The 24,556-nt window shown below is 42.3% G+C and carries 25 protein-coding genes; 14 read left to right on the forward strand and 11 right to left on the reverse strand.

What is annotated here, in order from left to right:
* Window positions 1–54: 54 nt before the first annotated feature.
* The 5 genes from devC to RM347_RS22210 all read right to left on the reverse strand — a co-directional run bounded on the left by devC (window position 55) and on the right by RM347_RS22210 (window position 6,365).
* Complete coding sequence (devC, locus tag RM347_RS22190; protein ID WP_322718433.1) at window positions 55–1,230, reverse strand: ABC transporter permease DevC; 1,176 nt, start codon at window positions 1,228–1,230, stop codon at window positions 55–57.
* A 36-nt stretch (window positions 1,231–1,266) separates the two neighbouring features.
* Window positions 1,267–2,757 carry an ABC exporter membrane fusion protein gene (locus tag RM347_RS22195; RefSeq protein WP_322718432.1) on the reverse strand — a complete coding sequence of 497 codons (1,491 nt, stop codon included), beginning with the start codon at window positions 2,755–2,757 and terminating at the stop codon, window positions 1,267–1,269.
* Between the two features lie 125 nt (window positions 2,758–2,882).
* Window positions 2,883–4,031, reverse strand: a complete 1,149-nt coding sequence (locus RM347_RS22200; protein WP_322718431.1) for an acyltransferase family protein — start codon at window positions 4,029–4,031, stop codon at window positions 2,883–2,885.
* A 36-nt stretch (window positions 4,032–4,067) separates the two neighbouring features.
* Window positions 4,068–4,391 carry a DMT family transporter gene (locus RM347_RS22205; RefSeq protein WP_322718430.1) on the reverse strand — a complete coding sequence of 108 codons (324 nt, stop codon included), beginning with the start codon at window positions 4,389–4,391 and terminating at the stop codon, window positions 4,068–4,070.
* A gap of 132 nt (window positions 4,392–4,523) precedes the next feature.
* Window positions 4,524–6,365 (reverse strand): fatty acyl-AMP ligase, encoded by a 1,842-nt coding sequence (locus tag RM347_RS22210; RefSeq protein ID WP_322718429.1) that lies wholly within the window; start codon window positions 6,363–6,365, stop codon window positions 4,524–4,526.
* 659 nt (window positions 6,366–7,024) lie between these two features.
* Between RM347_RS22210 and RM347_RS22215 the strand changes: the two genes are divergently transcribed.
* The 9 genes from RM347_RS22215 to rbsK all read left to right on the forward strand — a co-directional run bounded on the left by RM347_RS22215 (window position 7,025) and on the right by rbsK (window position 15,191).
* Window positions 7,025–8,074 carry an aliphatic sulfonate ABC transporter substrate-binding protein gene (locus RM347_RS22215; protein WP_322718428.1) on the forward strand — a complete coding sequence of 350 codons (1,050 nt, stop codon included), beginning with the start codon at window positions 7,025–7,027 and terminating at the stop codon, window positions 8,072–8,074.
* A 102-nt stretch (window positions 8,075–8,176) separates the two neighbouring features.
* The gene (locus RM347_RS22220; RefSeq protein WP_322718427.1) at window positions 8,177–8,443 is read left to right on the forward strand and encodes an RRXRR domain-containing protein; all 267 of its coding nucleotides are present in this window, start codon (window positions 8,177–8,179) and stop codon (window positions 8,441–8,443) included.
* Window positions 8,444–9,118 carry a cysteine dioxygenase family protein gene (locus tag RM347_RS22225; RefSeq protein WP_322718426.1) on the forward strand — a complete coding sequence of 225 codons (675 nt, stop codon included), beginning with the start codon at window positions 8,444–8,446 and terminating at the stop codon, window positions 9,116–9,118.
* Complete coding sequence (locus RM347_RS22230) at window positions 9,102–9,863, forward strand: class II aldolase/adducin family protein (protein WP_322718425.1); 762 nt, start codon at window positions 9,102–9,104, stop codon at window positions 9,861–9,863. The genes RM347_RS22225 and RM347_RS22230 overlap by 17 nt, the downstream gene beginning before the upstream one ends.
* 250 nt (window positions 9,864–10,113) lie before the next feature.
* Window positions 10,114–11,232 carry a sulfonate ABC transporter substrate-binding protein gene (locus RM347_RS22235; RefSeq protein ID WP_322718424.1) on the forward strand — a complete coding sequence of 373 codons (1,119 nt, stop codon included), beginning with the start codon at window positions 10,114–10,116 and terminating at the stop codon, window positions 11,230–11,232.
* A gap of 113 nt (window positions 11,233–11,345) precedes the next feature.
* Window positions 11,346–12,167, forward strand: coding sequence for an NADPH-dependent oxidoreductase (locus tag RM347_RS22240; protein WP_322718423.1), 822 nt, complete (start codon window positions 11,346–11,348; stop codon window positions 12,165–12,167).
* Window positions 12,168–12,185: 18 nt separating this feature from the next.
* Window positions 12,186–12,971 (forward strand): SDR family oxidoreductase, encoded by a 786-nt coding sequence (locus RM347_RS22245; RefSeq protein WP_322718422.1) that lies wholly within the window; start codon window positions 12,186–12,188, stop codon window positions 12,969–12,971.
* A gap of 298 nt (window positions 12,972–13,269) precedes the next feature.
* Window positions 13,270–13,764: an SgcJ/EcaC family oxidoreductase gene (locus RM347_RS22250; RefSeq protein ID WP_322718421.1), complete on the forward strand. Its 495-nt coding sequence runs from the start codon at window positions 13,270–13,272 to the stop codon at window positions 13,762–13,764.
* Window positions 13,765–14,192: 428 nt separating this feature from the next.
* Window positions 14,193–15,191 (forward strand): ribokinase, encoded by a 999-nt coding sequence (gene rbsK, locus RM347_RS22255; protein ID WP_322718420.1) that lies wholly within the window; start codon window positions 14,193–14,195, stop codon window positions 15,189–15,191.
* Here the strand turns inward: rbsK and RM347_RS22260 are convergent, their stop codons facing one another.
* On the reverse strand, window positions 15,192–15,623 hold the full coding sequence (locus RM347_RS22260; RefSeq protein ID WP_322718419.1) for a nucleoside deaminase: 432 nt from the start codon (window positions 15,621–15,623) through the stop codon (window positions 15,192–15,194).
* A gap of 15 nt (window positions 15,624–15,638) precedes the next feature.
* Between RM347_RS22260 and RM347_RS22265 the strand changes: the two genes are divergently transcribed.
* Window positions 15,639–16,562 carry a nucleoside hydrolase gene (locus tag RM347_RS22265; protein ID WP_322718418.1) on the forward strand — a complete coding sequence of 308 codons (924 nt, stop codon included), beginning with the start codon at window positions 15,639–15,641 and terminating at the stop codon, window positions 16,560–16,562.
* Between the two features lie 154 nt (window positions 16,563–16,716).
* Here the strand turns inward: RM347_RS22265 and RM347_RS22270 are convergent, their stop codons facing one another.
* The 3 genes from RM347_RS22270 to RM347_RS22280 form a co-directional block, all read right to left on the reverse strand.
* Window positions 16,717–17,052, reverse strand: coding sequence for a hypothetical protein (locus RM347_RS22270; protein ID WP_322718417.1), 336 nt, complete (start codon window positions 17,050–17,052; stop codon window positions 16,717–16,719).
* A gap of 8 nt (window positions 17,053–17,060) precedes the next feature.
* Complete coding sequence (locus tag RM347_RS22275) at window positions 17,061–17,444, reverse strand: type II toxin-antitoxin system RelE family toxin (protein WP_322718416.1); 384 nt, start codon at window positions 17,442–17,444, stop codon at window positions 17,061–17,063.
* Between the two features lie 221 nt (window positions 17,445–17,665).
* The gene (locus RM347_RS22280) at window positions 17,666–18,217 is read right to left on the reverse strand and encodes an NUDIX hydrolase (RefSeq protein WP_322718415.1); all 552 of its coding nucleotides are present in this window, start codon (window positions 18,215–18,217) and stop codon (window positions 17,666–17,668) included.
* A gap of 140 nt (window positions 18,218–18,357) precedes the next feature.
* Between RM347_RS22280 and RM347_RS22285 the strand changes: the two genes are divergently transcribed.
* Window positions 18,358–19,410, forward strand: coding sequence for a dipeptide epimerase (locus tag RM347_RS22285; RefSeq protein ID WP_322718414.1), 1,053 nt, complete (start codon window positions 18,358–18,360; stop codon window positions 19,408–19,410).
* The gene (locus tag RM347_RS22290) at window positions 19,394–20,440 is read left to right on the forward strand and encodes a DUF1611 domain-containing protein (RefSeq protein ID WP_322718413.1); all 1,047 of its coding nucleotides are present in this window, start codon (window positions 19,394–19,396) and stop codon (window positions 20,438–20,440) included. The genes RM347_RS22285 and RM347_RS22290 overlap by 17 nt, the downstream gene beginning before the upstream one ends.
* 160 nt (window positions 20,441–20,600) lie before the next feature.
* Here RM347_RS22290 and RM347_RS22295 read toward each other — a convergent pair whose 3' ends face one another.
* On the reverse strand, window positions 20,601–20,801 hold the full coding sequence (locus tag RM347_RS22295) for a hypothetical protein (protein ID WP_322718412.1): 201 nt from the start codon (window positions 20,799–20,801) through the stop codon (window positions 20,601–20,603).
* 244 nt (window positions 20,802–21,045) lie between these two features.
* On the opposite strand from RM347_RS22295, the gene mnmE reads away from it, so the two are divergent.
* Window positions 21,046–22,467, forward strand: a complete 1,422-nt coding sequence (mnmE, locus tag RM347_RS22300) for a tRNA uridine-5-carboxymethylaminomethyl(34) synthesis GTPase MnmE (RefSeq protein ID WP_322718411.1) — start codon at window positions 21,046–21,048, stop codon at window positions 22,465–22,467.
* A gap of 59 nt (window positions 22,468–22,526) precedes the next feature.
* Window positions 22,527–22,814, forward strand: a complete 288-nt coding sequence (locus RM347_RS22305; protein ID WP_322718410.1) for a hypothetical protein — start codon at window positions 22,527–22,529, stop codon at window positions 22,812–22,814.
* A 33-nt stretch (window positions 22,815–22,847) separates the two neighbouring features.
* Here RM347_RS22305 and RM347_RS22310 read toward each other — a convergent pair whose 3' ends face one another.
* The gene (locus RM347_RS22310) at window positions 22,848–24,302 is read right to left on the reverse strand and encodes a DICT sensory domain-containing protein (RefSeq protein ID WP_322718409.1); all 1,455 of its coding nucleotides are present in this window, start codon (window positions 24,300–24,302) and stop codon (window positions 22,848–22,850) included.
* Window positions 24,303–24,556 lie beyond the last annotated feature (254 nt).

Raw genomic sequence — 24,556 nt, forward strand, 5'->3', positions numbered from 1 at the left:
AAGGCAGAAGGAAAAAAGTTATGTAATTTAGATAAATTAATTAAATATAACTACTTAGAAAATATCTGCTGGATCTGCGGCACGCAGTTTCACGATGGCAAACCCACTCGCCATCGAACACATGACAATTGTCAAAAATAATACTCCAAAAGCGCGAGCAACATTCATTGTAATTGGTAATAAAGTGGCATTTTGTGCCAAATAATATAAAACCCAAGATAAAGTAAAACCTGGCGTATAACCAATAACAGCTAAAATAAAAGCTTCTTGTAAAACCACACCTAAAAAGTAAATATCAGCATAACCCATCGCTTTGAGGGTTGCATATTCTGCCATGTGTTCGGAGACATCTGTATAAAGTATTTGATATACAATTACTGCACCAACAATAAAACCCATAATTACACCCAGGCTAAAAATAAAACCAATCGGTGTACTGCTAGCCCAGTGTTCTTGTTCAAAGTCGATAAATTCTTGTTTACTAAGTACTCTCACATCTTTGGGCAATTTAGCGACTAAATTTCTCTGGATTATTTTAATATCAACTCCTGGTTGCAGGCGAATTAAACCTACTTCTATTTGATCGGGACGACGATTTTTATATTTAAATAAACGCAAAAATGTTAAATCACTGGTAATTAAATTACCATCAGCAGCAAAAGAGTTACCTAATTTAAATACTCCAGCTACTTTAATTTTGCTACCGCCTATTTCAGTATTAACCAGTTGATTTTTAGCTGTTTTTTCAGCTATTTCCACAGTCCCAAACTCCGGGCGAGATGCCATATCAAGCAGCACTACATCAGGTAATTGAGTTTTGTTTATATTTTCGGCGATACCAGGTAATTTTAAAACTGGTTCATGGGGATTAAAAGCTAAAACTAAAATTGTCCGATTGCGGCGATTTTCAGGATTTTTAAATCTAATAAAATCTATATATAAAGAACTAACAGACTCGACTCCATCAATTCCTCGTGCTTGGTACAAACGACGCCGGGAAAAACTTTCCATATAGGCAATTGTTTGAGATTGAGGACTAATTAAAAATAAATCAGCCTGGAGATTTTTGTGTAGTTGTGTATTGCTTTCATATAAAGCATCCTGAAAACCCATTTGCATAAACATCAGTAAATCAGCAAATGCAATTCCTGCCATTGCTGCTAATAAGCGCCCTTTTGCTTGTGTTAATTGTAGCCAAGCAAGGGGAGTTTTTAATTTTTTAAATTTCATCAGGTCATCCTTTTGGAATCATCAAAATTCCAGAATTTAAAGCGGATTAAATAGACTAATTTCTGGACGAGAAAATTTTGAGTTTTGATGCTTGCCTGAAACATGAATTATCGCTTCTACTTGTAAGTTAGTTAAATTTGCTAATTGTTGGTTATTTTCTGTATCAAGACGAATTTTGACTTTTACGACTCTGGCATCTAAATCTGCATTGGGGTCAGTATCAAGAAGGTTTTTCTTCTCAATTTGTGAGCCAATTTGAGTTACAACTCCCTGTAATTTTTCATCAAAAGCGAGACTGTTAACTGTGGCACGTTGTCCAATACGAATTTTACTAATATCTGTTTCGTATACCTCTGCAACTACATACATTTGACTTGTTTGCCCGATATCTACAATTCCCCGATCGCTTACAACTTCTCCAGGACGAGCCTGAATTTGTAAAATTTGGCCGGCTGCGGGTGCGCGTACGTAGGCTAAAGCAACATCGGCTTCAGCTTTTTTTGCAGAGGCGATCGCATTTTCAACTTCTGCTTGGGCTGCTTGTACATCCGTCGGACGAACTTCGGTAATTTGGCTCAAGTTTCCTTGGGCTTCTTGAATTTGCTGTAGCAAGGTGTCTATAGTTTGTTTCTCGATGGCAAGAGTTTCGTTAATTTGTTGTTGCAATATCTCTACTATCTGCTTGCGCGAGGCTTGGGCTTCATTGATTTGTTGTTGCAATGTCTCTATTGTCTGTCCCTGGGCTGCTTGTGCTTCTTGTAACTCCTGAGTTGCGGTTTCCACTGTCAAACGCTTGCTATCAATTTGAGAAGCAGCGATCGCACCTTCTTCATATAATTTTTGGTAACGGGCAAACTCCGCTTGGGCGTTACGCAGCTCTGCCTGCGATCGCGAAACCTTGGCTCGTTGCACCCTATTTTCTCCTAGCAGTTGAGCTTGGAGACGAGCAATTGTGGCTTGGCGGCTAGTTTTTTCGCCTTCGAGTTGGGCTTGGAGACGAGCAATTGTAGCTTGTCCGGTAGACATTTGTCCGCGCAGTTGGGCTTGCAAACGAGAAATTGTCGCCTCCCCAGCCACGACTTCCCCCTGTTTCGCCCCAGCTTTTACCTTGGCTAAATTAGCTTGAGCAACTTTGATTTGTTGCTTGGCTTGTTCTTGGGCTGCACGTAGGCGATCGCGATTGTCTAAAATTGCAACTACCTCCCCAAGTTTGACGCGATCGCCTTCTTTCACCAACAGTTTTGCCACTTTCAAACCTTCGGTTGAACTCGCCGCCGATAAGTGAATAACTTCCCCTTGCGGTTCCAAACGCCCCAAAGCAGCAACACTATTCACACTTGCATTCGCAGCAGCTTCTGTCAAAGAGCCATTTTGCGAATTGCTTTGGTTACTTTGCAACATATAGAAACTAATACCAGATGGGATTAAAGCTGCGAAAATTGATAAAGCAATAATCCAATATTTACGAGGTTTTAATAATAATTCTTCTCGCATTTTTCCTTTGTCTGTGATTGTTTTTTGAGGCATAAGGTAAATACCAGAATTAAATTATCATAATTGAATTGGATTGAATCAGCGAGAAGTACATTTTTTATCCTCAAAAATTAAGTTTATAAATTATAGAATTACAATAGTCTTTTCTTTTCTTTCTATCATGCAGTTATTCGACGTATATTCAAGAATGGTCGCTCACAATAAAAAAAGAAAATATATGACACTATCAAAATCAGTGGCGTGCCTATCAATAAAAGTAAAACAAACTCTGTGCCTTTCCCAAAATTTAATGGATGTACAATATACTGCCAGATAAGTTGTAACAGTGGCGCATGAATGAGATATAAACTGTAAGTAAAAGTTCCGAGAAACACTAAAAACTTTGAACTGATAATTTTGCGGATTGTGTTATTTTCTGAATTGGAAGCATCAACAAGTAAAGATAGTGTACCCAATGCACAAAGCGTATCTAAAAGCGAAAATATCTTTTCTGCTTTATCAAATCCCCAGAGATAGCAGAAAAAGATAATTGCTAAAACGCAACCCACTACAGTAAAACGCCAAGGGAAATATTGACGCATGATATACCAAAATTTTTCTGGAGAAAAAACAATAGTCGCGGCTAACATTCCCAGTACAAAATAAAAACACAAACCAACAAATTGTGGCGGTATATCTTTTGACTGTGTGATTTCTAGCAGCAGAATTGTAGTGTAGATAATTAAGCCTGCACCTAATGTAGTTTTAACGCCACCAAACCGCCGCCAACCAAGTACAAGTAGTGGGAAAAAACAGTATAGCTGTGCTTCAACAGCGATTGACCAAAATACATAGTTAATTTGAGTCGATGTCACAAAATCTTGCGTTATCGATAAATGAGAAAGCAATCCTTCTTGAGTCACTGGTAAGCTAATATCCCACTGCGAACCTGTTTTTAAACCGATAAAAAACCAAATCAAAAGTAGCGAAAACAAAAGAGCAAAGTAATATGGAGGTAAAATTCTTTTCGCTCGCCTTTTGAAGAATTGTAAAGTGCCGCCGCGCAAGATACCGTTATTTTTAATCACAGGTAACATGAGACAGAATCCAGACAGCACAATAAATACAATTACAGCAAAATGCCCGTAATAAAGCCAACTTGTTAACATTAGTATTAATCCAGTTGGGCGATTGCCGTATCCATAAGGTGGCAAAACAGCGGGCCAAATTTGATACCATGTATGACTAAATAGAACAAACAGAGCAGCGATCGCACGCAAGCCGTCTAGAAAGTCAATATGTTTTACGATCCGCTCTGTAGATGTCACTGTTCTTTCTCCTGTTCATGCTTGAATGCTTTTTAATTAATGAGTTCCGCCACTAAGGTTTAAACCAATTACTCCGAAAATTATGAGAGCGAGCGAGAGAATTTTGAATATATTTGCGGGTTCTCTAAACCAGAAAATACCGATAATTGCGATTAAAGCTGTGCCGACGCCAGACCAAATTGCATAAGCAACGCTGACATCAATTTTTTTGAGAGCGAATGTTAATGAAGTTAGGCTGATGCAATAAAATATTGCCATCGCTACTGAAGGTAATAAGCGTGTAAAACCTGCTGACAATTTCATGCAAGTTGTGCCGGTTACTTCTGAGACGATTGCTAAGGATAAAAAAAACCAGAACATTAGATACCTCGAAAAGTTTTTAGAAGATTGATTGAACCGTAAAGACGCAGCAAAAAGTTGGAGCACCGGAAGGAGCATCCGCAGGTACGTCATTTTTTAAGACAGAGAACGTAGATAAAATTGGGTGGTTTTTTAAGAAGAGAGTAGTTGCATTTTTAGAAGTGCTATTTCTTCCTCTAAGTTGCGATATTCTGCTTTGAAGCGAGGATTTATTGTCCAGTCATAAACTATATCTAAGGTGTTATTTATAAAAGCTTTTTGGCAAGCAAAACGTTTAATTTTGCCGCTAGAAGTTTTAGGGATACTACCAGGTTTTAATAGCAAGATGGCATAAATTTGAATTTCATGTTGTTGTGCTACTGCTTGTACAATTGCTGTAAAAATTTCATTTAAATTTAGATTTGCCAAATAATTACGCTCTACTTCCTGTGCGACAATTAGTCGTTCCTCTCCATCTAAATCAACAGAAAATGCAGATCCATAACCCGATCGCAATGCTGGATGAATTTGTTCTACGATAAATTCAATATCTTGCGGGTAATGATTGCGACCTCGAATAATAATCAAATCTTTGATTCGTCCGGTGATAAATAACTCCCCATTTTCCAGGAATCCCAAGTCTCCTGTCCGCAAAAATGGTCTTTCTGTCGTACCTGATAGATAAGCTTGAAAAGTAGTTTTTGTTTCTCCTAATTGATTCCAGTACCCCTGCGCCACACTCTTACCCGATATCCAAATCTCACCGACTTCGTTAGGTGCACAAATAGTTAAAGTCTCAGGGTGAACTATGACAATTTGCTGATCTAGTCTGCTTTGTCCGCAGCTAACCAAAGTTCGGGTTCCATCTTCAGCTTTTTTGGCTGGAACTACTCGATTTTGCTCTAGAGCTTCTCCCTGAACGATTTTTAGGATTGGCGGCTCTGTTTTTAAACCACCAGACACAATCAAAGTTGCTTCCGCCATACCGTAACAGGGATAGAAGGCGTTGTAGCTGAAACCACAGGATTTAAAAGCCTCTGCGAACCGTTCTAATGTTTGCGCCCGCACGGGTTCGGCTCCGTTGAAGGCTACCTTCCAGCTACTCAAGTCAAGAGTTTCCCGTTGTTGGGGAGTTATATGACGAACGCAGAGGTCATAAGCAAAGTTGGGGCCGCCGCTAGTAGTAGCCTTGTAGCGGGAAATCGCCCGCAGCCATCGGACGGGACTTTGCAGAAAGTCCATTGGAGACATCAATGTCATTGGTGCACCAACATACAAAGGTTGCAGTACACCGCCGATGAGTCCCATGTCGTGATATAGTGGCAGCCAACTTACACCCATACTTTCGGGCGTATCCTGAAAACACTCGTGGATGAAAGTGCAATTGTGCAGCAAATTTCTATGGTTGAGCATTACTCCTTTGGGAGTTCCTGTAGAACCGGAAGTGTATTGAAGTAAAGCTAGGGTATTGCTATTAATCGCAGGTTCTTGCCATTGCGTTGCCAAATCGGTGTTAATGTCGTCAGTTGTCAGCCAGCACAGAACTTTGAGATTGGGAAATTCGCTAAATCCTCGCCCAAAATTGGATAAAACGGTGGTATTGGTCAGTGCGATCGCCGCTTTTGCATTTGTTGCGATCGCTTGCAAACGTGACAACGATTGATTAGGACGGGGAGGATAAGCTGGAACCGCAACTACCCCAGCATACAAACATCCGAAAAACCCCGCGATAAAATCCAAACCTATGGGGTACAGCAGCAAAGCCCGAGAACCAGCCATTTCCATTGACTGTAACCGCACTGCGATCGCTCGCGCTAATCGATCTAACTCTTGATAAGTTATATTAATTTCCTCAGTTTCTCCGTTCACCAAAAAGGTGTAGGCGATTCGGTTAGACTGAGCAACCGCTCGATAGCGTAGCAAGTCAACTAAAGTCCCAAAGCTTTGTTCCGTGTTTACTAAATTTTTTGCTAAGTTATTTAAACTTACATTCATGCACTTCTCCTTCAGGTTTGAATGCCGTCCTTTTCTCACAGCTAACATTTATAGATTTATCAGCAGTCCAATCTCCTGTGGTTTCTTCTAGCTTTTAATGTCACTGATGATTCTTCAGTAAGCTTCAAAACATTTACGCATGATTCCAGATTTTTATGTTTCCGATTTCAAAAACGAATCGAATTTAATATTTTGGTAAATTTCCAGCAACTCTGATTATGAGAATAATTATCACTACGATCCAGAACTATGCAAAATTTTCACTTAAAGGTGCGGATCATGGGAATGGCTGATTAGAGGCTTCGTCTCCAGTCCAGATGAATGCATTCCCGGTAGCCTGGGAATGAGGAAACGCAATGGCTTCCCTTAATTCCCTCCTCTAACAGCTAACCTATTGCTTTTTAAATTTGTATGTGATAATTTCTGCTTGTAGTTAATTCAACGGTTAGCCGACCGACTTACCGTATTTACATAAATTAATATCACAGCTAAGAGACTTCCCAATAAAAAATATCCAACTACTGATTGTGAGACTACTGCATAAGATTGGATGATTTATTCCCTGGAAATCCCTAATGAGCTGTAAAGACGAGAGTGCTGGAGTTGACCTCTAGACTCTCATTCTTATCTTTTCTTTAATAAAAGGAGTAATAAAAAAGTTGTTGAACCAATTCAAAAAGTTCTTATTTTTATTGCCACAACGCGGTAATTCCCTTAGTGCCTTATTGATTGCTAGTTCCTGGCTAGGTTTAGCGATTTATGGCTGCGCTCCCAGTAACTCTGCAAATACTAATACCACTGCTCAAAATGTGAGTAACCAGACTCAAGAGAAAACAAGTTTGATTCGCCTGGGATACCAAAAGGGAGGTGTAGTACCAATTGCACGTCAACGAGGAGAGTTAGAAAAGAGGCTTGCGGCTCAGAATATCAAAGCTGAATGGGCTGGCCCCTTTGACCGATGTGCTACCTTACTCCAAGCAATTAGCGCTAATCAAGCGGATATTGGCGGGTGCGGAGACATTCCTGGATTGTCAGCTATTGCCGCCGGTCAGGAGCTTTGCATTGGGGCTGTCCAGCGTCCTAGACCTGAATCATTGTCCAGTGCGATCGTCGTGCGTGGTGATTCTCCTATCCGTAAGCCCGCTGACCTTGTAGGTAAAAAAGTTGCTGTCAATCAGGCTGGTGCAGGGGAGTACCTGTTATTAAAAGTATTGGAAAAAGAGAACATTTCTAAAGATAAAGTTCAGCGCGTTTTTTTAGCTCCAACTGATGCTGCACCCGCCCTCTACCAAGGAAATGTGGACGCTTGGGCAGTTTGGGAACCATACATCTCAGTTGCCGAATTAGAGCATGGTGCTAGGAGAATCACCACAACCCATCCTGCTCCGACCTACAGTGTAATGCTTGTGCGTAATGAGGCTGCGGCTAAATCTCCAGAAGCCGTGAAAGCTGCTTTTAGGGGTTTAAGTGAGGAATACGATTGGTTGAATGTAAATACGGCAAAATCAGCGGAATTCCTGGTCAAGGACATCAAAATATCCCCAGCCGTAGCCAAGCGGGTAACTGAGAATCAAGGGCCACAGCTACTTGTCACACCTAATGCTGATGATATTGCCAAACTTCAGAAGACGGCTGACTGGATGCTGGAGCAAAAGATTCTACCGAAAAGGGTAGATGTTGCTGCTACTATCTGCCCCACGGCTAAGTAGGAGCAGGGGGAGTAGGGGGAGTAGGGGAGAATGATTTTTCCGTTCTCTAAGCTCAAGCTCTTTCAACTCGCGATCGCAAACAAATCTAAAATTCAAAATTGCATGACCAAAGTATTCATTCTCGATGCCAACCAACAACCGTTATATCCAGTACGCATCAGCCGTGCTAGGCTGCTATTGTCACAAGGTAAAGCTACCGTATTCCAGCGGTACCCCTTTACTATAATTTTGAAGGAGTCCCTTTCTCATCTAAAACTTGAGCAACTTGGCTTCAAGATTCACCCTGGTGTTAAAACTACTAGTACTATAGTCAGCAAAGACTACAAAATTCCTATTAATGTTAGTCGCCTCCCAAACCGAGGAATATAGATGACGAACCACACCATCTTGGAACCATTACCAGAAGACCAATGGTTTATCGAGAGCCAAGAACTAAGATCCTTGGTAGCAACGGTGCGTGAAATTAGCGCTAGTACTGTTGACGATCGCACACAAACTCTAGCTAGATTAGAACCCTATTTTCAAGAGCTGCTCGCCCAAGAGGAATGGCTAACTGAAAAATTTGCTCAAGTCAATCCCGAAAGCAGGATGGGCGGCGGTATTGGTCAGTGGTTGCTTTATCGCGCCAAAGACCGTTCCCTGTCAGTATTCAGTTTGGTGATTCCCCCAGGTTCAACGACTCCTGTCCACGACCATTTGGCCTGGGGATTGATTGGTTTATATAAAGGCAATCAAGAAGAAACAGTCTATCGCCGTGTAGATAGCGGCGATGCTGAAGGACACGCACAATTACAAGTAACTGAAGTGCGACCGCTTCAACCAGGGGATATCTACCGCCTCTTACCCCCAGATGGTGATATCCACGCTGTTAAAACCACATCCCAGAGCGCATCTGTATCCATCCATCTTCTGGGTAATGATACTGGTTGCGTTTTGCGTCACCAATTCATCCCAGAATCCCACAGCGTCAAATCCTTTCGCTCTGGATATTCCAACGCTCCCTGTAAAGAGGAAGAGGAAAAAGAACATGCCCAGGTACGCTAGACCACAACCCCCCGTATTCGAGCGAGTTGAAGACGAACGCCTGCACCGTAAGCAACGCCTAGCCGCCGCCTTTCGCCTATTTGGTAAGTTTGGGTTCAGCGAGGGAATCGCAGGCCATATTACGGCTCGCGATCCGGAGTTTACAGACCATTTCTGGGTCAATCCATTCGGAACATACTTCGGTCATATCCGAGTTTCTGACCTGATCTTGGTTAACAGAGAAGGTGAGGTGGTTAAAGGTGATACTGAGGTAAATCGAGCTGCTTTCGCCATCCATTCTCAGATTCATGAAGCTCGACCTGATGTAATCGCAGCAGCTCACGCCCATTCACTTTATGGTAAAGCCTGGTCTAGTTTGGGGCGTCTCCTTGACCCTTTGACTCAAGATTCTTGTGCTTTTTACGAAGACCATGCCCTGTTTGATGATTTCACTGGTGTTGTTTTAGAAACTTCTGAAGGTCAGCGGCTGGCGCAAGCCTTGGGACCAAAGAAAGCCATAATCCTACGTAACCACAGTATTTTAACTGTAGGACATACAGTAGATGAGGCTGCCTTTTGGTACATTAGCTTAGAGCGATCGTGCCAAGCTCAACTGCTGGCAGAAGCTGCGGGTAGACCCACTACTATCAAACACGAAACAGCCCGTTTAACACAAACTCAAGTGGGGTCACATGTAAGTGGGTGGTTCAGTTTCCAGCCCCTTTACGACAGGATTGTGCGCGAAGAACCTGATTTGCTAAATTAGTGCTGTGTTTTTTGGCACTAATATACTGTGGCGTAAGTTTGCCTGCCTTGAACCAGTTGCTCAGAGCTACTTATCTTGTTAATCGAGATGGTGGCTGGATTTGGGTGGTGCTGTACTAGGATAATAGGCAGAGAAGTATCAATTTACTCTACGTGCCGCTATTTTTATGTCAATTTAACCTAAATTTATTTTTATACTCCGGTAAACCTATAAGTTTATAGTATTAATATAGTTCAAAGAAATCATTTTGATGATTAACCTAATCTTTCGCCGCTTAATTACCAAGTGGATATCGTTGATAAGAATCAGGAATATCCCCTTTAACAACCAACATAAATTATTCTTTTCTTCTCCTTTGCCAATTGCGGGGGCTTTTGTCACAGGGCTGTGTTTGAGCTTGCTATTTGCCGCCTGTTCATCGACACCGACTGTGAATTCCCCTAATCCTAGTGCCACATCTGTTGGCAATTCTGCTTCCAGTAAAGCAACAGTAGTCAGATTTGGTTATCAAAAATCGACCATTTTACTTAGAACTAAAGGTGTTTTAGAAAAGCGTTTGGCACCAGAAGGGATCACTGTAAAATGGACTGAATTTCAAGCGGGGCCCCAACTACTAGAAGCCATGAATGTGGGTAGTATTGACATCGGCCCTGTAGGAGAATCACCGCCAATATTTGCTCAAGCAGCCGGAGCATCACTAATTTATGTTGTTGGTACTGCTGCTAGTCCAGCTGGTTCAGCAATTCTTGTTCCTCAAAATTCACAAATTCAAAAACTTACTGACCTCAAAGGTAAAAAAGTTGCCTTTCAAAAAGGGTCTAGTGCCCATTTATTGTTAGTCCAAGCTTTAGAAAAAGTGGGATTGAAATATACTGACATTGAACCTAAATATTTGGCACCGGCTGATGCCCGCGCTGCATTTGTCAAGGGTAGTGTAGATGCGTGGGTAATTTGGGATCCTTTCTATGCAGCAGCTCAAGAGGCAACAAAAGCCAGAGTCCTGATTGATGGCACAGGAATTAATAAACAGGGAGGATATTATTTGATGACCCGCAAATTTGTCACTGAAAATCCTCAAACTGTCAAGGTAATACTGGAAGAAATTCAAAGTCTAGAAGAATGGTCTAAACAGAATCGAGAAGAAGTCGCAAAAACTCTATCACCTGTGTTAGGAATTGATTTAGAAACGATGAGGAAAGCAACTAACAGGCGGACTTTTGGGCTTGTACCAGTTGACGAGAATCTAATAAATCTCCAACAAAGTGTTGCAGATACATATTATAAATTGAAGTTAATTCCTAAAAAGGTAAATGTGAAAGATGCTGTGTTGACAAAAGAAGAATATGCTGCATTTTCACCAAAAACTTAAAAGAGTGCAATGAATCGGCTGTAGGGGCGGACAGATGTATGCCCTTACAAATGGAATTGGTGTTAATAATAAAACAACTGAAAATTTTTGAAATGTGAATCTTGGAATTGATTATGACTAATCCTACAGAACTACTGCGATCGCGCTACGGTGAAATTCCCTTCAATCCCGAAATTGAATGGAATGATTCCCTGACAGCATTACTATCTCACCGTTCAATCCGGTCTTATTTATCCGATCCTCTACCTCAGGGAACTCTGGAGTTGCTAATTGCAGCCGCCCAATCTGCATCTACTTCCTCTAATTTGCAAACCTGGAGTGTAATAGCAGTCGAAGATCAACAGCGCAAAGAGGAGTTATCTAAATTAGCGGGAAACCAAGCACATATTAAGCAGGTTCCTTTATTCTTGGTTTGGTTAGCAGACTTGGCGCGTCTGGCTCATGTTGCTGACAGTCGCGGCATATCTCATGATGCGCTGGAATACTTGGAAATGTTTGTGATGGCAACAATCGATGCAACTTTAGCGGCGCAAAATGCAGCAGTTGCAGCTGAGTCACTCGGTTTGGGAACAGTATACATCGGCGGAATCCGGAACCGCCCGCAAGAGGTAGCAGAAATATTGAATTTGCCCTCCTCTGTGTATGCTGTATTTGGGCTGTGTGTAGGCTATCCGAATCCTGAGGTAGAAGCAGCGATTAAGCCAAGGTTGCCCCAATCAGCAATACTGCACCGTGAAACCTATAAATTGGCAGATCAAGAAGAAGCGATCGCTCACTACAACGACATCATCAAAGAATTCTATACTGAACAAAAGATGAATGTTGCTGGCGATTGGTCAGAACACTCAGCCCAACGCATCGCAAGTGTAGAATCATTGAGAGGACGCGATCGCTTGCGTGAAGCTCTCAATAATCTCGGCTTTAAATTGCTGTAAACAAGAAGAATCAAGATTATGGATTTGCAACTCCGTGGCAAAGTCGCCTTAGTGACAGCTGCTAGTAAAGGATTGGGCAAAGCTACAGCGAGGCAATTTGCCCGTGAGGGTGCAAAAGTTGCCATCTGCGCCCGCAGTGAGTTAATTGACAAAACCGCTGCGGAGATAGAAAGCGAAACAGGCACAGAAGTGCTATCTCTGCGTGCCGACGTTACTAGTCAAGAAGATATTGAACGGGTAATTAATGCCACAGTAGAAAAATTCGGCGGGTTGGATATCCTCGTTACCAACGCCGGAGGCCCACCCGCTGGCTCTTTTGATGATATCGATTTGGCAACCTGGGAAACTTCAATCAACTTGACTTTGCTGAGTGCTGTAGGTCTGGTAAAGTACGCTTTACCTCACTTACGCCAATCTACAACACCAGCGATTCTGACCATCACCTCAACCTCAACTAAACAACCAATTCAAAATCTCGTGTTGTCTAATTCCATTAGGTTAGCGGTGATTGGTTTAACGAAAACTCTCAGCCAAGAACTAGGTAGCGATAAAATTCGCGTCAACAGCATTTTACCAGGCTGGACATATACAGAACGGGTAGAAGAATTGATCAACGCGCGGATTGCTAAAAGTGGTGAAACGAAAGAAGCAGAAATAGCTAAAGTTAATGCAACAGTTCCTTTAGGTCGCATAGGGACACCAGAAGAGTTTGCCAATGTCGCAGTATTTCTGAGTTCGCCAGCAGCCTCATTTGTGAATGGAGTCATGCTGCAAGTAGATGGCGGAATTATTCAAGGAATTTGAAGGAGGCAAGAGGCAGAAGGAGCAAACTCCCAAGGAATTTGACCCGTCCTGATTTGGAGCCACCTTAAGAGCCGTATCCTGCGGGAAGCTGACGCAACAGTAAGGATTTTAAACCCACATTTTGCAGGTGCATAGGCTAGCAAAAACCGCAGGCATCGCAAAATATTGAATTTTTGAAGTTTGACAGGAGTAAAACTTTTGCAGATTTACCTTGCAAAATAAGATTTTTGATACAAATTGCCTTGAGCAAGCGTCTCATTGTTGTGTCATTCTATAGTCATTAATCTAATTTGAGTTGATGATGATTTATCCACGCCCTAGCTGGATAGGGATAAATGCTGCTTTACTCGTCTTGATTCCATCGTTAGTAATTGCTCAAGTTCCGGATGAAATTGCTATCCGCAGGCTACTGAGTGAGCAAACCAAAGCTTGGAATCAACATGATGCCCAAGCATGGGTTCGGGACTTTAGCCAGGATGCTGACTTTGTTAACATTATCGGCACGTACTTTAACGGACAGGATGCTACAAAATCACGGCACGCAGCACTTTTTAGTGGCATTTTCAAGAACACTCACCTTGAGATCAAAATTTGGAAGGTGCGTCTACTCGGTTCCCAAGCAGCTATTGTGGAGACAGTACAAACACTACGCGGTTATGATGCCCTGCCTCCAGGTATACAACCGACCGAGCCGGGAATACTCAAAACGCGTATGAAATATGTTCTTCAGAAGCAGGCAGGGCGCTGGAAAATTATTTCGGCTCAGAATACTGCCATTCATCCTCTGCCATAGTTGCAAATTTGGTAATCTCTACAAAATAGAGTTGGTTTGCTGAAGCAACAAATGTAACCAAAGAGGGTTGATTGCCTTCAGTACTACCAAGTGCGATCGCTCCATTGCTTGCTACTAATTTTATACGCAGAATTCTTACCTGTCGTTGTAATTTTTCTAAGTACGCTCTCTCTTATTAGCCACTTGCTGTTCGCCATAATCTGAGTAATAAAAAAGGGGATAATCGTGCCTAATATAAATAGGACTTACGCAAAATATCTCTCAAACTCTGATTTCTCCGTCCCCTCTGTGCCTCTGTGGTTCGTTATTCAATAACTCTTGCGTAAGTCCTAATAAAAACTCAGATAAGAGAATCAAATATTTCCAATTTTTTCCTTTTCCTATAGTATTAGGTCGAATAATTTTAAGATGAATAAAAATTAAGTATAATGAGCATTATCGTTTTCGGCAGCATAAATATAGACTTGGTAGCAACAACATCCCGGTTGCCAGTTGCAGGAGAAACTTTACTAGGAAAAGACTTTTTAAAAATACCCGGAGGTAAAGGAGCTAATCAAGCCGTAGCATTAGCAAAATTGGGAATTCCTACCCATATAGTAGGGCGTGTAGGTGCAGACGATTTTGGTACAGAACTTGTTAACAATTTGCAAGTATCTGGTGTACAGACTGATAATATTTTTGTGGATGAAACTGTTAGTTCTGGAGTTGCTATTATCACCGTGAGTGATACTGGTGAAAATCAAATCGTCGTCATTCCTGGTGCAAATGGGCGCGTCAATCAAGAAGATGTAGAGCGATTATCCCACTTTTTAGCAGAAGCTACAGCACTACTTTTACAACTAGAAATTCCTCTTACTGCCGTGGTTGCTGCTGCTCAAGTGGCACGACGTGCAAACATAAAAGTAATTCTCGACCCCGCACCTGCACAATCTAATTTACCAGATGAACTGTATCCATTGGTAGAAATTATTACACCAAATGAAGTTGAAGCAGCGCAGTTGGTTGGTTTTCGTGTGGATGGAGAGGAACAAGCCGCCAAAGCAGCTGCGGTTTTATTACAACGGGGTGTGAAATGTGCGATCGTCAAACTGGGTACTAAGGGTGTTTTTTGTGCCACTGCTGAGGAAAGATTTTTTGTACCCGCGTTTTCAGTTCATGCGGTTGATACAGTAGCCGCAGGCGATGCTTTCAATGGCGCTTTAGCGGCAGCACTTTTTGAAGGACTTTCTTTACATCAGGCAGTAATTTGGGGTGCAGCAGCGGGTGCTTTAGCGGCGACAAAACCAGGCGCACAAACTTCGCTACCGGATAGGTTTACATTTGATGCATTTCTTAAGGAAAGGGGAATGGGGATTGGGAGTAGGGAGCAAGGGGAAAATTCCTCTCCTCTGCACCCCTCCCCTCTGCCTCTTCCCAATGCCCAATGACTATTTACCAATATCTTCATTCCAGAGTTCGGGATTAGTTTCAATAAACTCACTCATCATTTGTTCGCATTCGTCAAGATTAAGATCAATTACTTCCACACCGTGAGATACCATAAATTCTTTAGCACCAGGAAAAGTTCTGGATTCTCCAGCGATGACTTTTTTAATGCCAAATTGTACCACTGCCCCAGCGCATAGGTAACACGGCATTAAAGTTGAATAGAGTGTTGTACCTCTATAACTGCCAACTCTTCCAGCATTGCGGAGACAATCGATTTCGGCGTGGGTGACAGGATCGGCGTCTTGCACACGTTTATTGTGTCCTCTGCCGAGAACTTTGCCATCCTTGACGAGAACCGAACCAATGGGAATTCCACCTTCTTGTCTGCCTTGTTTTGCTTCTTGAATTGCAGCTTGTATAAACTCATCCATATTAATTCTCCTTTTATGTCAAAACAACTTGTATTAATGGATCACGATGGCGGTGTAGATGATTATTTAGCAACTATGCTGCTATTGACGATGGATCATATTGAACTCCTTGGTGTTGTCGTCACTCCAGCAGATTGCTACGTTCAACCAGCTGTTAGCGCCACACGTAAAATTATAGATTTGATGGGATTTTCTCATATCCCGGTAGCAGAAAGCACTGTGCGCGGTATCAATCCATTTCCTACTCTCTATCGCCGTGATTCGTTTATAGTTGACCATCTCCCCATTCTCAATCAAAGCGAAACCATCACTACGCCTCTGGTTGCCGAAACAGGTCAAGATTTTATGATACAGGTGTTGCAGGAGGCATCAGACCCCGTAACGTTGATGGTAACTGGGCCGTTGACAACGATAGCAGTGGCTTTGGACAAAGCACCGCACATTGAAGCCAAGATTCACAAAATTGTTTGGATGGGGGGTGCGTTGAATGTTGGTGGCAATGTGGAAAAAAGTCTGGAAGCAGGACAAGATGGTTCCGCCGAATGGAATGTTTATTGGGATGCGGTTTCAGCAGCGCGGGTATGGCAAACTCAAATTGAAATTATTATGTGTCCTTTAGATTTGACTAATAATGTCCCAGTCACATCGGAGCTAGTATACAAAATGGGACGACAACGCCACTATCCAATTTCTGATTTAGCCGGACAATGTTATGCACTAGTTATCCCCCAAGATTATTATTTTTGGGATGTGCTGGCAACAGCTTATCTGGGACATCCGGAATTCTATCAATTACGCGAGTGGGAAACAGAAATTATCACCACTGGTGTTAGTCAGGGGCGTACTAAGGTAGTTCCTGGTGGTCGGAAAATTTCTGCAATGAATAAGGTAGATAAAGAGGCTTTTTATGCTTATATCTTGCAGCAATGGGCAAGATAAAAAACTAGGTGGCGTGCATACTCAAACTCGCTACCGAAAACTAAAGACCAAACTCACCGGACGCAGACAACCTCTGTAACTCAACCGAGCATATTGGGGCATTCCGGTGCAAAGACAAGACTTTTTTGGGTACGGTACTATTTAAGACTGAGAATTACTCATAGCGTGCCTTTTTAGATTTAATCACCTCAATTACATCATCGTGTCTTTGCCCCTCGATAATATCCTTGAGATGAATTTGCCCATTAATGTATTGAACATGGATGCGCCAACCTGAGGCTTTATCGATATCAGCACGATAAATTGCCTGCTTCACACCTTTTACTTTATGCAGCCTCGTTTTTGGAAATTTTCTTGTTCTGTGACACTCGTTATCTTCAAGCTCTGCCAAGGCTTCAAGAAAAGCAATCTTTAGCTCGTCGTCTGGCAAAATCTTCATGGCTTGATAAATAATGCCGTATTCATCACACAGAGTAAGGGTTTGTGCCATAAACCAACTTACAAGATCCGGGCAGTTTCTTGATTGTGGTGGAGTAATCCTTGATACAAAGACTTTGCCACACCTTTATAGGCTTTATCGAGGTCATCATGTTTGACCACTCGAAAAAGAGTAAAAATAACTTGCCCAAAAATTGGATCTTCGTCAACTGTCAAAATCACCCTTAGTTTCTGGGAAACCCTTAGCGTGTACAGCGAAGATTCATAGCCATTAATATCTGACGATAGGGGGAGACGACGCAACTTACGATAAACCTCACCTTTTTTAGTTGGGAAGAGGCTGGCGCAATCATTGATTTTTTTAACCGCTGCGGTTTTCTCATCTTCACTCAGCCTGCCAAGATCCTTTTCAAAGCTCCTTGTTGACTCAATTAGAACATCCACGTTACGAACCGCCAATCTGAATTTAGCTACTTGCCCTCTGTCCTTAGCATAGTAACAGTTAGATACAGAATTTCCCTGTATATCATTTATACGAGGACATTATATGGAAAGTATATTAAGATTATTCTATGCCAAAACGTTAATAATTTGCTATAAAAGTTTCAGTATACAATTCGTCTCAAACATTATTTTTACAAAACAGAAGATAGCTACAAGAATTATTAATAATTAATAAAATTTAAACCTAAGAAGAGAGCCGCTACTGTTCCTGCAACAGAAATTTCTCCCTGAATAATTTTTTCTAAAACTGATTCTACAGGAATAAATACAACTTCAATATCTTCTGTAATATCTAATTGTTGCTCTCCAACTTTACTCACATTTTCTGCTAAAAATAAATGTATTTGATTGGTATCTTTACTCGGCTTATCGTATAGAGTTACTATTTTTCTAAATTCTTGGGGAATATAACCAGTTTCTTCTGTAAGTTCTCTAATTGCTGCTACTTCTGCACTCTCTCTTGTAGGGTCAAAATTCCCTGCTGGCAGTTCTAAGAAAAATTCACCTATGGCGTGTCTATATTGACGAACAAAAATAATTTCCCTACTACTAGTGATCGGTAAAACCATCGCGACGTCAGGCTTGATACTGACAAAATAATCATCGATAATTTTACCATTGGGCAATTCTATTTCATCTCGCCTCACCTGACACCAAGGATGATCTAAAACCATTTTTGATTTTAAAGTTTTCCATTTTTTTAAATTGTTCATAAATTCAGTTATTAATAAAAACAATCTATAAAATATTTAGTCATTAAGCAATGAATGTAAAAAAGTATAACAGATGCATCCGATAATCTAAACTTTGAACTTACACTAGCTTTTGCAATAACATAATATGTATAAAAACTATGCAAATAAATGTAAATTTATTTACAGTAAATAAGAGATTTCCGTTGACCATTAGTCGGGGCACAACTGCACAGACAACAAATGTATGGGTGAGGATCTCATCCGATCGCATCGAAGGCTGGGGGGAAGCATCACCATTCGGTGTAGGTAATCATCGACAATCAACTGATACGATCAAAGACGCCCTACAGCAAGTTGTGCCCCTGTTGCAAGCATTCAGCCCCTTACAGCGGCAGGAAATTGAGCAAGTTTTAACACAAAACCAGGTTCCTTCTGCTGCAAGAGCTGCCTTAGATATGGCAATGCATGACTGGCTCGGTAAGCGCGTAGGATTACCCTTGTGGCAAATTTGGGGACTCGATCGCAATCAAATAGTTCCGACTTCTGTCACAATTGGGATTAATTCACCAGAAGGTGCCAAGGCTAGAGCACGAGACTGGTTACAATTTACTGATGTCCGCCTTTTCAAGGTGAAGCTAGGTAGCCCTGATGGCATAGAAGCAGATAAAAAAATGCTATTAGCAGTACGAGAAGCAGCGCCTGAACCAGAATTTTTCGTTGATGCCAACGGAGGCTGGAGTTTAGAAGATGCGATCGCAATGTGCAATTGGCTGGCTGATTTAGGTATAAAGTATGTAGAACAGCCATTACGACGGGGGCAGGAAAAAAGTTTAGCAAAACTCAAAGAGCACTCTCCCCTGCCTATCTTTGTTGATGAAAGTTGTTTCACAAGCGCCGATATTCCCGATTTGGCAAATTACGTGGATGGTATTAATATCAAACTGATGAAATCAGGGGGACTAACAGAGGCAATGCGAATGGTACATACAGCACGAGCATATCGGTTGCAAGTAATGTTCGGTTGCTATTCTGACAGTTCGCTAGCTAATACAGCAGCATTACAGCTAGCACCACTAGCTGATTATTTAGATTTAGACAGTCACCTTAACTTAATTGATGACCCTTTTACGGGTGCATTGCTAAAAGAAGGGAGAGTTTTGCCAAACGATTTACCAGGTTTGGGGGTACAACACAGTGCGTCTACCACTTAATCAACGAGTAGCTATCTTGCTACATGAAGGAACTACTGGGACTCAGGGTAAAACGGGGTTATCTATTTTACGCTATGGTGAAGCCCCAATCGTAGCCGTAATCGATCGCGAGTGTGCTGGCAAATCCCTACCAGAATTAACAGGTATCAAGCGTGATGTACCAATTGTGGCATCGGTAGCCGCAGCCCTGGAGTACAAGCCGGAAGTTTTGGTAATTGGCATTGCCCCAGGAGGTGGTGCTGTACCAGATGATTATTGGCTGGAAATCAAACACGCTTTAGAAGCGGGAATGTCGCTGGTGAATGGTTTACATACACCAATGGCAAATATACCAGAGTTAAATGCACTGCTCAAACCAGGGCAATTAATTTGGGATGTACGTAAAGAGCCGCCTAATATAAGTGTTGCTAGTGGAATGGCACGTACCCTTCCGTGTCGGCGGGTGTTGACAGTGGGAACCGACATGGCGATCGGTAAAATGTCAACTAGCCTAGAGTTACATTGGGCGTCAAAACTGCGGGGTTGGCGTTCTAAATTCCTCGCCACAGGTCAAACTGGGGTGATGTTAGAAGGGGATGGTGTGGCTTTAGATGCCGTGCGGGTAGACTTTGCCGCTGGTGCTGTGGAACAGATAGTCATGCGCTATGGCAAAAACTATGACATCTTGCACATTGAAGGGCAAGGTTCACTGCTACACCCTGGTTCAACGGCAACTCTACCGCTAATCCGTGGTTCCCAACCAACCCAACTGGTGTTGGTACATCGGGCGGGACAAGTTCATGTACGTAATCATCCCCATGTACTAATTCCACCTTTACCAGAGGTGATTCGGGTTTATGAAACTGTTGCTAGCGCTGGTGGTGCTTTTGGAAGTGTTCCTGTAGTTGGGATAGCGCTGAACACAGCCCATTTAGATGAGTCTGCGGCTGAGGAAAGCATCGCTCAAACAATAGCAGAAACTGGGCTACCTTGCACCGATGTAGTCCGCTTTGATGCCAATGTGCTTTTAGATGCGGTGATGAAGAATTAGGTTCTCTAGAATGCTTTAACCCTGACACTCCTGAAGGAGAAGTGGCACAACAGGAGAAGTAACACAGCGATCGCTTGGCGGCCAAAACTGCGAGAATTAATATAGATCCAGATACTATTTAACCTCCACGCTGTCTTGCTTGGGCCTGTTGCCCCGAATGCTATGGATCTTCAGGAAAAACCCATTTTGGCGGTTCCGTCATTTTTTTCCGCAGACGTTCTTGTGCCAACTCCAGCATTTTGTCTAAAGGAGTCTCTTCAATAAATTTTGCGGCTGCCTCTCTAAACTCGATATTGGGGCATTTATCCCTTAAAACACACCCGTTAACACAGGCTACAGCGCAGTTAATCTTTTGCTCCACAGTAAATTCCTCTCTTTAAAAGTTATGAGTTATAAGTTGTGAGTTATAATTTTCGTCCCTAACTCTTCGCTCTTAACTCTTTACTATCAGGCACTAGCCTCCAGATAAATTTTACCTTGCCAGTTGCCATCTCATTAGTCTAAATACCTACCATTTAGAAAGTTATGAGTTATGAGTTATGATTTTTACTCTTAAGTACAGACGCGATTAATCACGTCTCTCCTCACTCTTATAAAGGGCGCTCATGTCGGAACTCTTTGCTACTACTGGAACTATAGCCGCGATCGCCACTGCTGTTGTCCCCCAACAGGGTAGTGTTGGTATTGTGCGGATATCCGGTTCTCAAGCAATGGCAATCGCCCAAAATCTTTTTCATGCACCAGGGCGACAAGTTTGGGAAAGTCACCGGATTCTCTACGGTTACATTCGCCATCCCCAGACGCAAGAATTGGTGGATGAAGCCCTGTTGTTGATTATGAAAGCACCCCGTTCTTACACCCGTGAAGATGTAGTGGAATTCCATTGCCACGGGGGAATTATGGCAGTGCAGCAGGTATTACAACTGTGTTTGGAAAGCGGAAGCAGACTAGCGCAACCTGGAGAATTTACTCTTCGCGCCTTTTTGAATGGACGATTAGACTTGACTCAAGCCGAAGGTATTGCTGATTTAGTGGGAGCGCGATCGCCCCAAGCGGCTCAAAGTGCCTTAGCTGGTTTACAAGGAAAATTAGCTCATCCGATTCGGCAGTTACGCGCTAACTGTTTGGATATTTTGGCAGAAATTGAAGCTCGAATTGATTTTGAGGAAGACCTTCCTCCGCTGGATGATAAAGCAATCATATCAGAAATCGATAAAATTGCCGCAGAAATAACTAGGTTATTGGAAACCAAAGATCAAGGTGAGTTGCTACGTACTGGTTTAAAAGTGGCAATTGTTGGGCGTCCGAATGTGGGTAAGTCGAGTTTATTGAATGCTTGGAGCCGGAGCGATCGCGCCATTGTGACTGATTTACCTGGTACAACCCGCGATGTTGTCGAATCCCAGTTAGTTGTCGGGGGAATTCCCGTACAAGTGCTAGATACAGCGGGGATTCGGGAAACAACAGACCAAGTGGAAAAAATTGGCGTCGAGCGATCGCATCTTGCTGCCAATGCAGCTGATTTAGTCTTGCTGACCATCGATGCTTCCGCAGGTTGGACAGAAGGCGATGAAGAAATTTACGAAAAGGTACAACACCGTCCGTTGATTATAGTGATTAACAAAATCGATTTAGTACAAGAAAGTGATAGGAAAAATCTTCAATCCAAAATCCCAGTTGTGTTAGAAGCGCACCAAGGTGGCGACTCAAAATCAAAAATTTTCACAGCCGCAGCCCAGAATCAAGGTATTGATAATTTAGAAACAGCAATTTTAGAAATAGTTCAATCTGGAAAAGTGCAAGCTGCTGATATGGACTTAGCCATTAACCAAAGACAGGCAGCAGCCTTAACCCAAGCTAAAATATCTTTGGAACAGGTACAAGCAACAATTGCCCAGCAGTTACCGCTTGATTTTTGGACAATTGACTTGCGGGGTGCGATTCAAGCTTTAGGAGAAATTACTGGAGAAGAAGTAACAGAATCAGTTTTAGAGAGGATTTTTAGCCGTTTCTGTATTGGAAAATGACTTTCTATAAAACCCAAATTTTTCCTTTGTTACTGCCATAAAAAAGAGAAATATTAATTATGCCAGTTTTTAGAGAAAATGTTGATTTCTTCTTTGAAGAGTTTATCAAAGTTAGTACTGGAGGAGGTGGAGATTCTAGTGTCTGGGCAGTCGGCAGTTATCAGGGAGAATTCATTTTAACTGTCATTGATAAAAAAACAGATTCTTTAACTATAGATGACATAGTTGATAAACCAGTTTTTGTTATGTTACAAGACCTAATGAAATTTTCTCCTTATTGGAAATACGATGCGGCAGCACTTGCTATAGCAAATAAATTAGCAGTAGGAGTTAAAAGTTATGAGTGATGAGTTAAAAATTCATCACTCATAACTCATAACTCATAGCTCATTTTCTGTAGCGATCGCTTTTGGGATATTGTCAACACTTGCCAGTTGCACTGTAAAGGTAGAACCTTCATATAATTTACTTTTCACAGAAATAGATCCGCCACAGCGCAGCAGCAATTGCTGTACAATTGTTAATCCCAACCCAGCACCACCATAATCTTCAGTTGCTGCTGTACGCACACGATAAAACCGATCAAAGATTTTGGGAATCTCGTTTTCGCCAATACCGATACCTGTGTCGCGGAATTCTAATTGGACATAATCACCTTGAGTACGGGCACGCACCCATACTTGACCCCCATTAGGGGTAAACTTAAGACTGTTGTGCAGCAGATTAATCACAATTTGCCTCAGACCACCACTCACGCACCAAACAGATGGGAGTTCAGTGGGTACAGTGTAGGCTAACATAATCCCTTTTTCTTGGGCTACAGGTTGGTAGGTACTGACTACTCCAGGCACAATATCTGAGAGACGCACCGACTCCAAAGTCGTCCCCTCCAAATTGCGTTCTAGCTGCACCAGTTCCAATAAACCAGTAATCAGGGAATTTTGGTGATCGCACTGGGTATTTAGCATCTGTAAATAACGTTGTCGCTGGGGGGGTTTGAGATTAGGGGAATTCAATAACGAAAGTGCTGTCTTCATGTGCGTCAAGGGTGTACGCAGTTCCTGACACACATTTTTCAGGTATTCATCTTTGAGTTGCTCTTTGTTGTACAGTTCTTGATTGTGCTGCTGCAACTTGGTGGTGCGTACTGAGATGATTTGACGATTAATTTCATCTTGTCGCAGGAGTTGTTTTGCAAACAGTTGATTTATAAGTGCGGCTTGGGGCGCAGTTGGACAAATAAAATCAGCAGGTATTGGGGATGATTCTGGCGCAATCGCTTGTTGGATACCAAGTAATACTTGCTGAAGTACTCTCCCTTCAAAAGTATTTATAATCAGCAACGGCTGGGTTTTATTAGTATTTACCTTCCCCGATGTCTGATTTTTGCGTTTTTTAAGTGGTCGATGAGCCAAAATTAAACTGCAAAACTGAGGCGATAACACCATTAGAAAGTTTTCTCGTCGCAGTTGGCTATCTGGTGGTAGGTAAACGGAGACATGATGGGGAGATGAGGAAGACAATGAGGCATTTACTTCTCCTTCTCCCTTGTCTTCCCCTGCTCCCTCTTGTCCTCTCTCCTCGATCTGGCAAGTATAAATGAGACTAGACGCACCTACCGAAGATTGATAACGCGCTAATTCTGATTGCCAAATTTTTTCTGGTGGCAGCTTCACCCACAAAGTAGCTGCAATTTGCTGCTCAATTAGTAAGTCAATTTGTGCTCTCACCAGTGATAGCAGAGTCGCAGGACTGAGGGACAATGGTTTAGGAGGCGCTTGCACTCCCATAACCAGTTGATAAACAGACAGATCCTTAGCCAAAGAAAGATTCATGAGTCAAGCACAAAAAGGATGAAGCAAGAAATAATTCTGTCTTCGATTTTCACCTTTATGTGTGCATTTTTTACAAAATCCCCACGGAAAGAAACAATAAAAAACTCTATCCCCTTGTGGATGGGGAATGGGGCAGGGAGCAGGGTGCAGGGAGCAGGGTGCAATGGGAAAGTGAAAGGCTTGATAACAGGTTCTTTTTCCCCTTTTCTCCCTGCCCCCTGCTCCTTGTCCTCTTTCCCCCTGCTCCCTGCCTC

Source organism: Nostoc sp. ChiQUE02 (genome assembly GCF_034531305.2).
Taxonomy (GTDB): Bacteria; Cyanobacteriota; Cyanobacteriia; order Cyanobacteriales; family Nostocaceae; genus Nostoc.

What these genes read in the sequence shown, in the direction of transcription:
- RM347_RS22285 (WP_322718414.1), top strand. Translation starts at nt 18,358, where the DNA reads ATGCAAATAAATGTAAATTTATTTACAGTAAATAAGAGATTTCCGTTG.
- RM347_RS22220 (WP_322718427.1), top strand. Translation starts at nt 8,177, where the DNA reads ATGACCAAAGTATTCATTCTCGATGCCAACCAACAACCGTTATATCCA.
- RM347_RS22210 (WP_322718429.1), bottom strand. Translation starts at nt 6,365, where the DNA reads ATGAATGTAAGTTTAAATAACTTAGCAAAAAATTTAGTAAACACGGAA.
- RM347_RS22305 (WP_322718410.1), top strand. Translation starts at nt 22,527, where the DNA reads ATGCCAGTTTTTAGAGAAAATGTTGATTTCTTCTTTGAAGAGTTTATC.
- mnmE (WP_322718411.1), top strand. Translation starts at nt 21,046, where the DNA reads ATGTCGGAACTCTTTGCTACTACTGGAACTATAGCCGCGATCGCCACT.
- RM347_RS22225 (WP_322718426.1), top strand. Translation starts at nt 8,444, where the DNA reads ATGACGAACCACACCATCTTGGAACCATTACCAGAAGACCAATGGTTT.
- devC (WP_322718433.1), bottom strand. Translation starts at nt 1,230, where the DNA reads ATGAAATTTAAAAAATTAAAAACTCCCCTTGCTTGGCTACAATTAACA.
- RM347_RS22250 (WP_322718421.1), top strand. Translation starts at nt 13,270, where the DNA reads ATGATGATTTATCCACGCCCTAGCTGGATAGGGATAAATGCTGCTTTA.
- RM347_RS22265 (WP_322718418.1), top strand. Translation starts at nt 15,639, where the DNA reads ATGTCAAAACAACTTGTATTAATGGATCACGATGGCGGTGTAGATGAT.
- RM347_RS22205 (WP_322718430.1), bottom strand. Translation starts at nt 4,391, where the DNA reads ATGTTCTGGTTTTTTTTATCCTTAGCAATCGTCTCAGAAGTAACCGGC.
- RM347_RS22270 (WP_322718417.1), bottom strand. Translation starts at nt 17,052, where the DNA reads ATGGCACAAACCCTTACTCTGTGTGATGAATACGGCATTATTTATCAA.
- RM347_RS22235 (WP_322718424.1), top strand. Translation starts at nt 10,114, where the DNA reads ATGATTAACCTAATCTTTCGCCGCTTAATTACCAAGTGGATATCGTTG.
- RM347_RS22280 (WP_322718415.1), bottom strand. Translation starts at nt 18,217, where the DNA reads ATGAACAATTTAAAAAAATGGAAAACTTTAAAATCAAAAATGGTTTTA.
- RM347_RS22245 (WP_322718422.1), top strand. Translation starts at nt 12,186, where the DNA reads ATGGATTTGCAACTCCGTGGCAAAGTCGCCTTAGTGACAGCTGCTAGT.
- rbsK (WP_322718420.1), top strand. Translation starts at nt 14,193, where the DNA reads ATGAGCATTATCGTTTTCGGCAGCATAAATATAGACTTGGTAGCAACA.
- RM347_RS22260 (WP_322718419.1), bottom strand. Translation starts at nt 15,623, where the DNA reads ATGGATGAGTTTATACAAGCTGCAATTCAAGAAGCAAAACAAGGCAGA.
- RM347_RS22230 (WP_322718425.1), top strand. Translation starts at nt 9,102, where the DNA reads ATGCCCAGGTACGCTAGACCACAACCCCCCGTATTCGAGCGAGTTGAA.
- RM347_RS22310 (WP_322718409.1), bottom strand. Translation starts at nt 24,302, where the DNA reads ATGAATCTTTCTTTGGCTAAGGATCTGTCTGTTTATCAACTGGTTATG.
- RM347_RS22195 (WP_322718432.1), bottom strand. Translation starts at nt 2,757, where the DNA reads ATGCCTCAAAAAACAATCACAGACAAAGGAAAAATGCGAGAAGAATTA.
- RM347_RS22240 (WP_322718423.1), top strand. Translation starts at nt 11,346, where the DNA reads ATGACTAATCCTACAGAACTACTGCGATCGCGCTACGGTGAAATTCCC.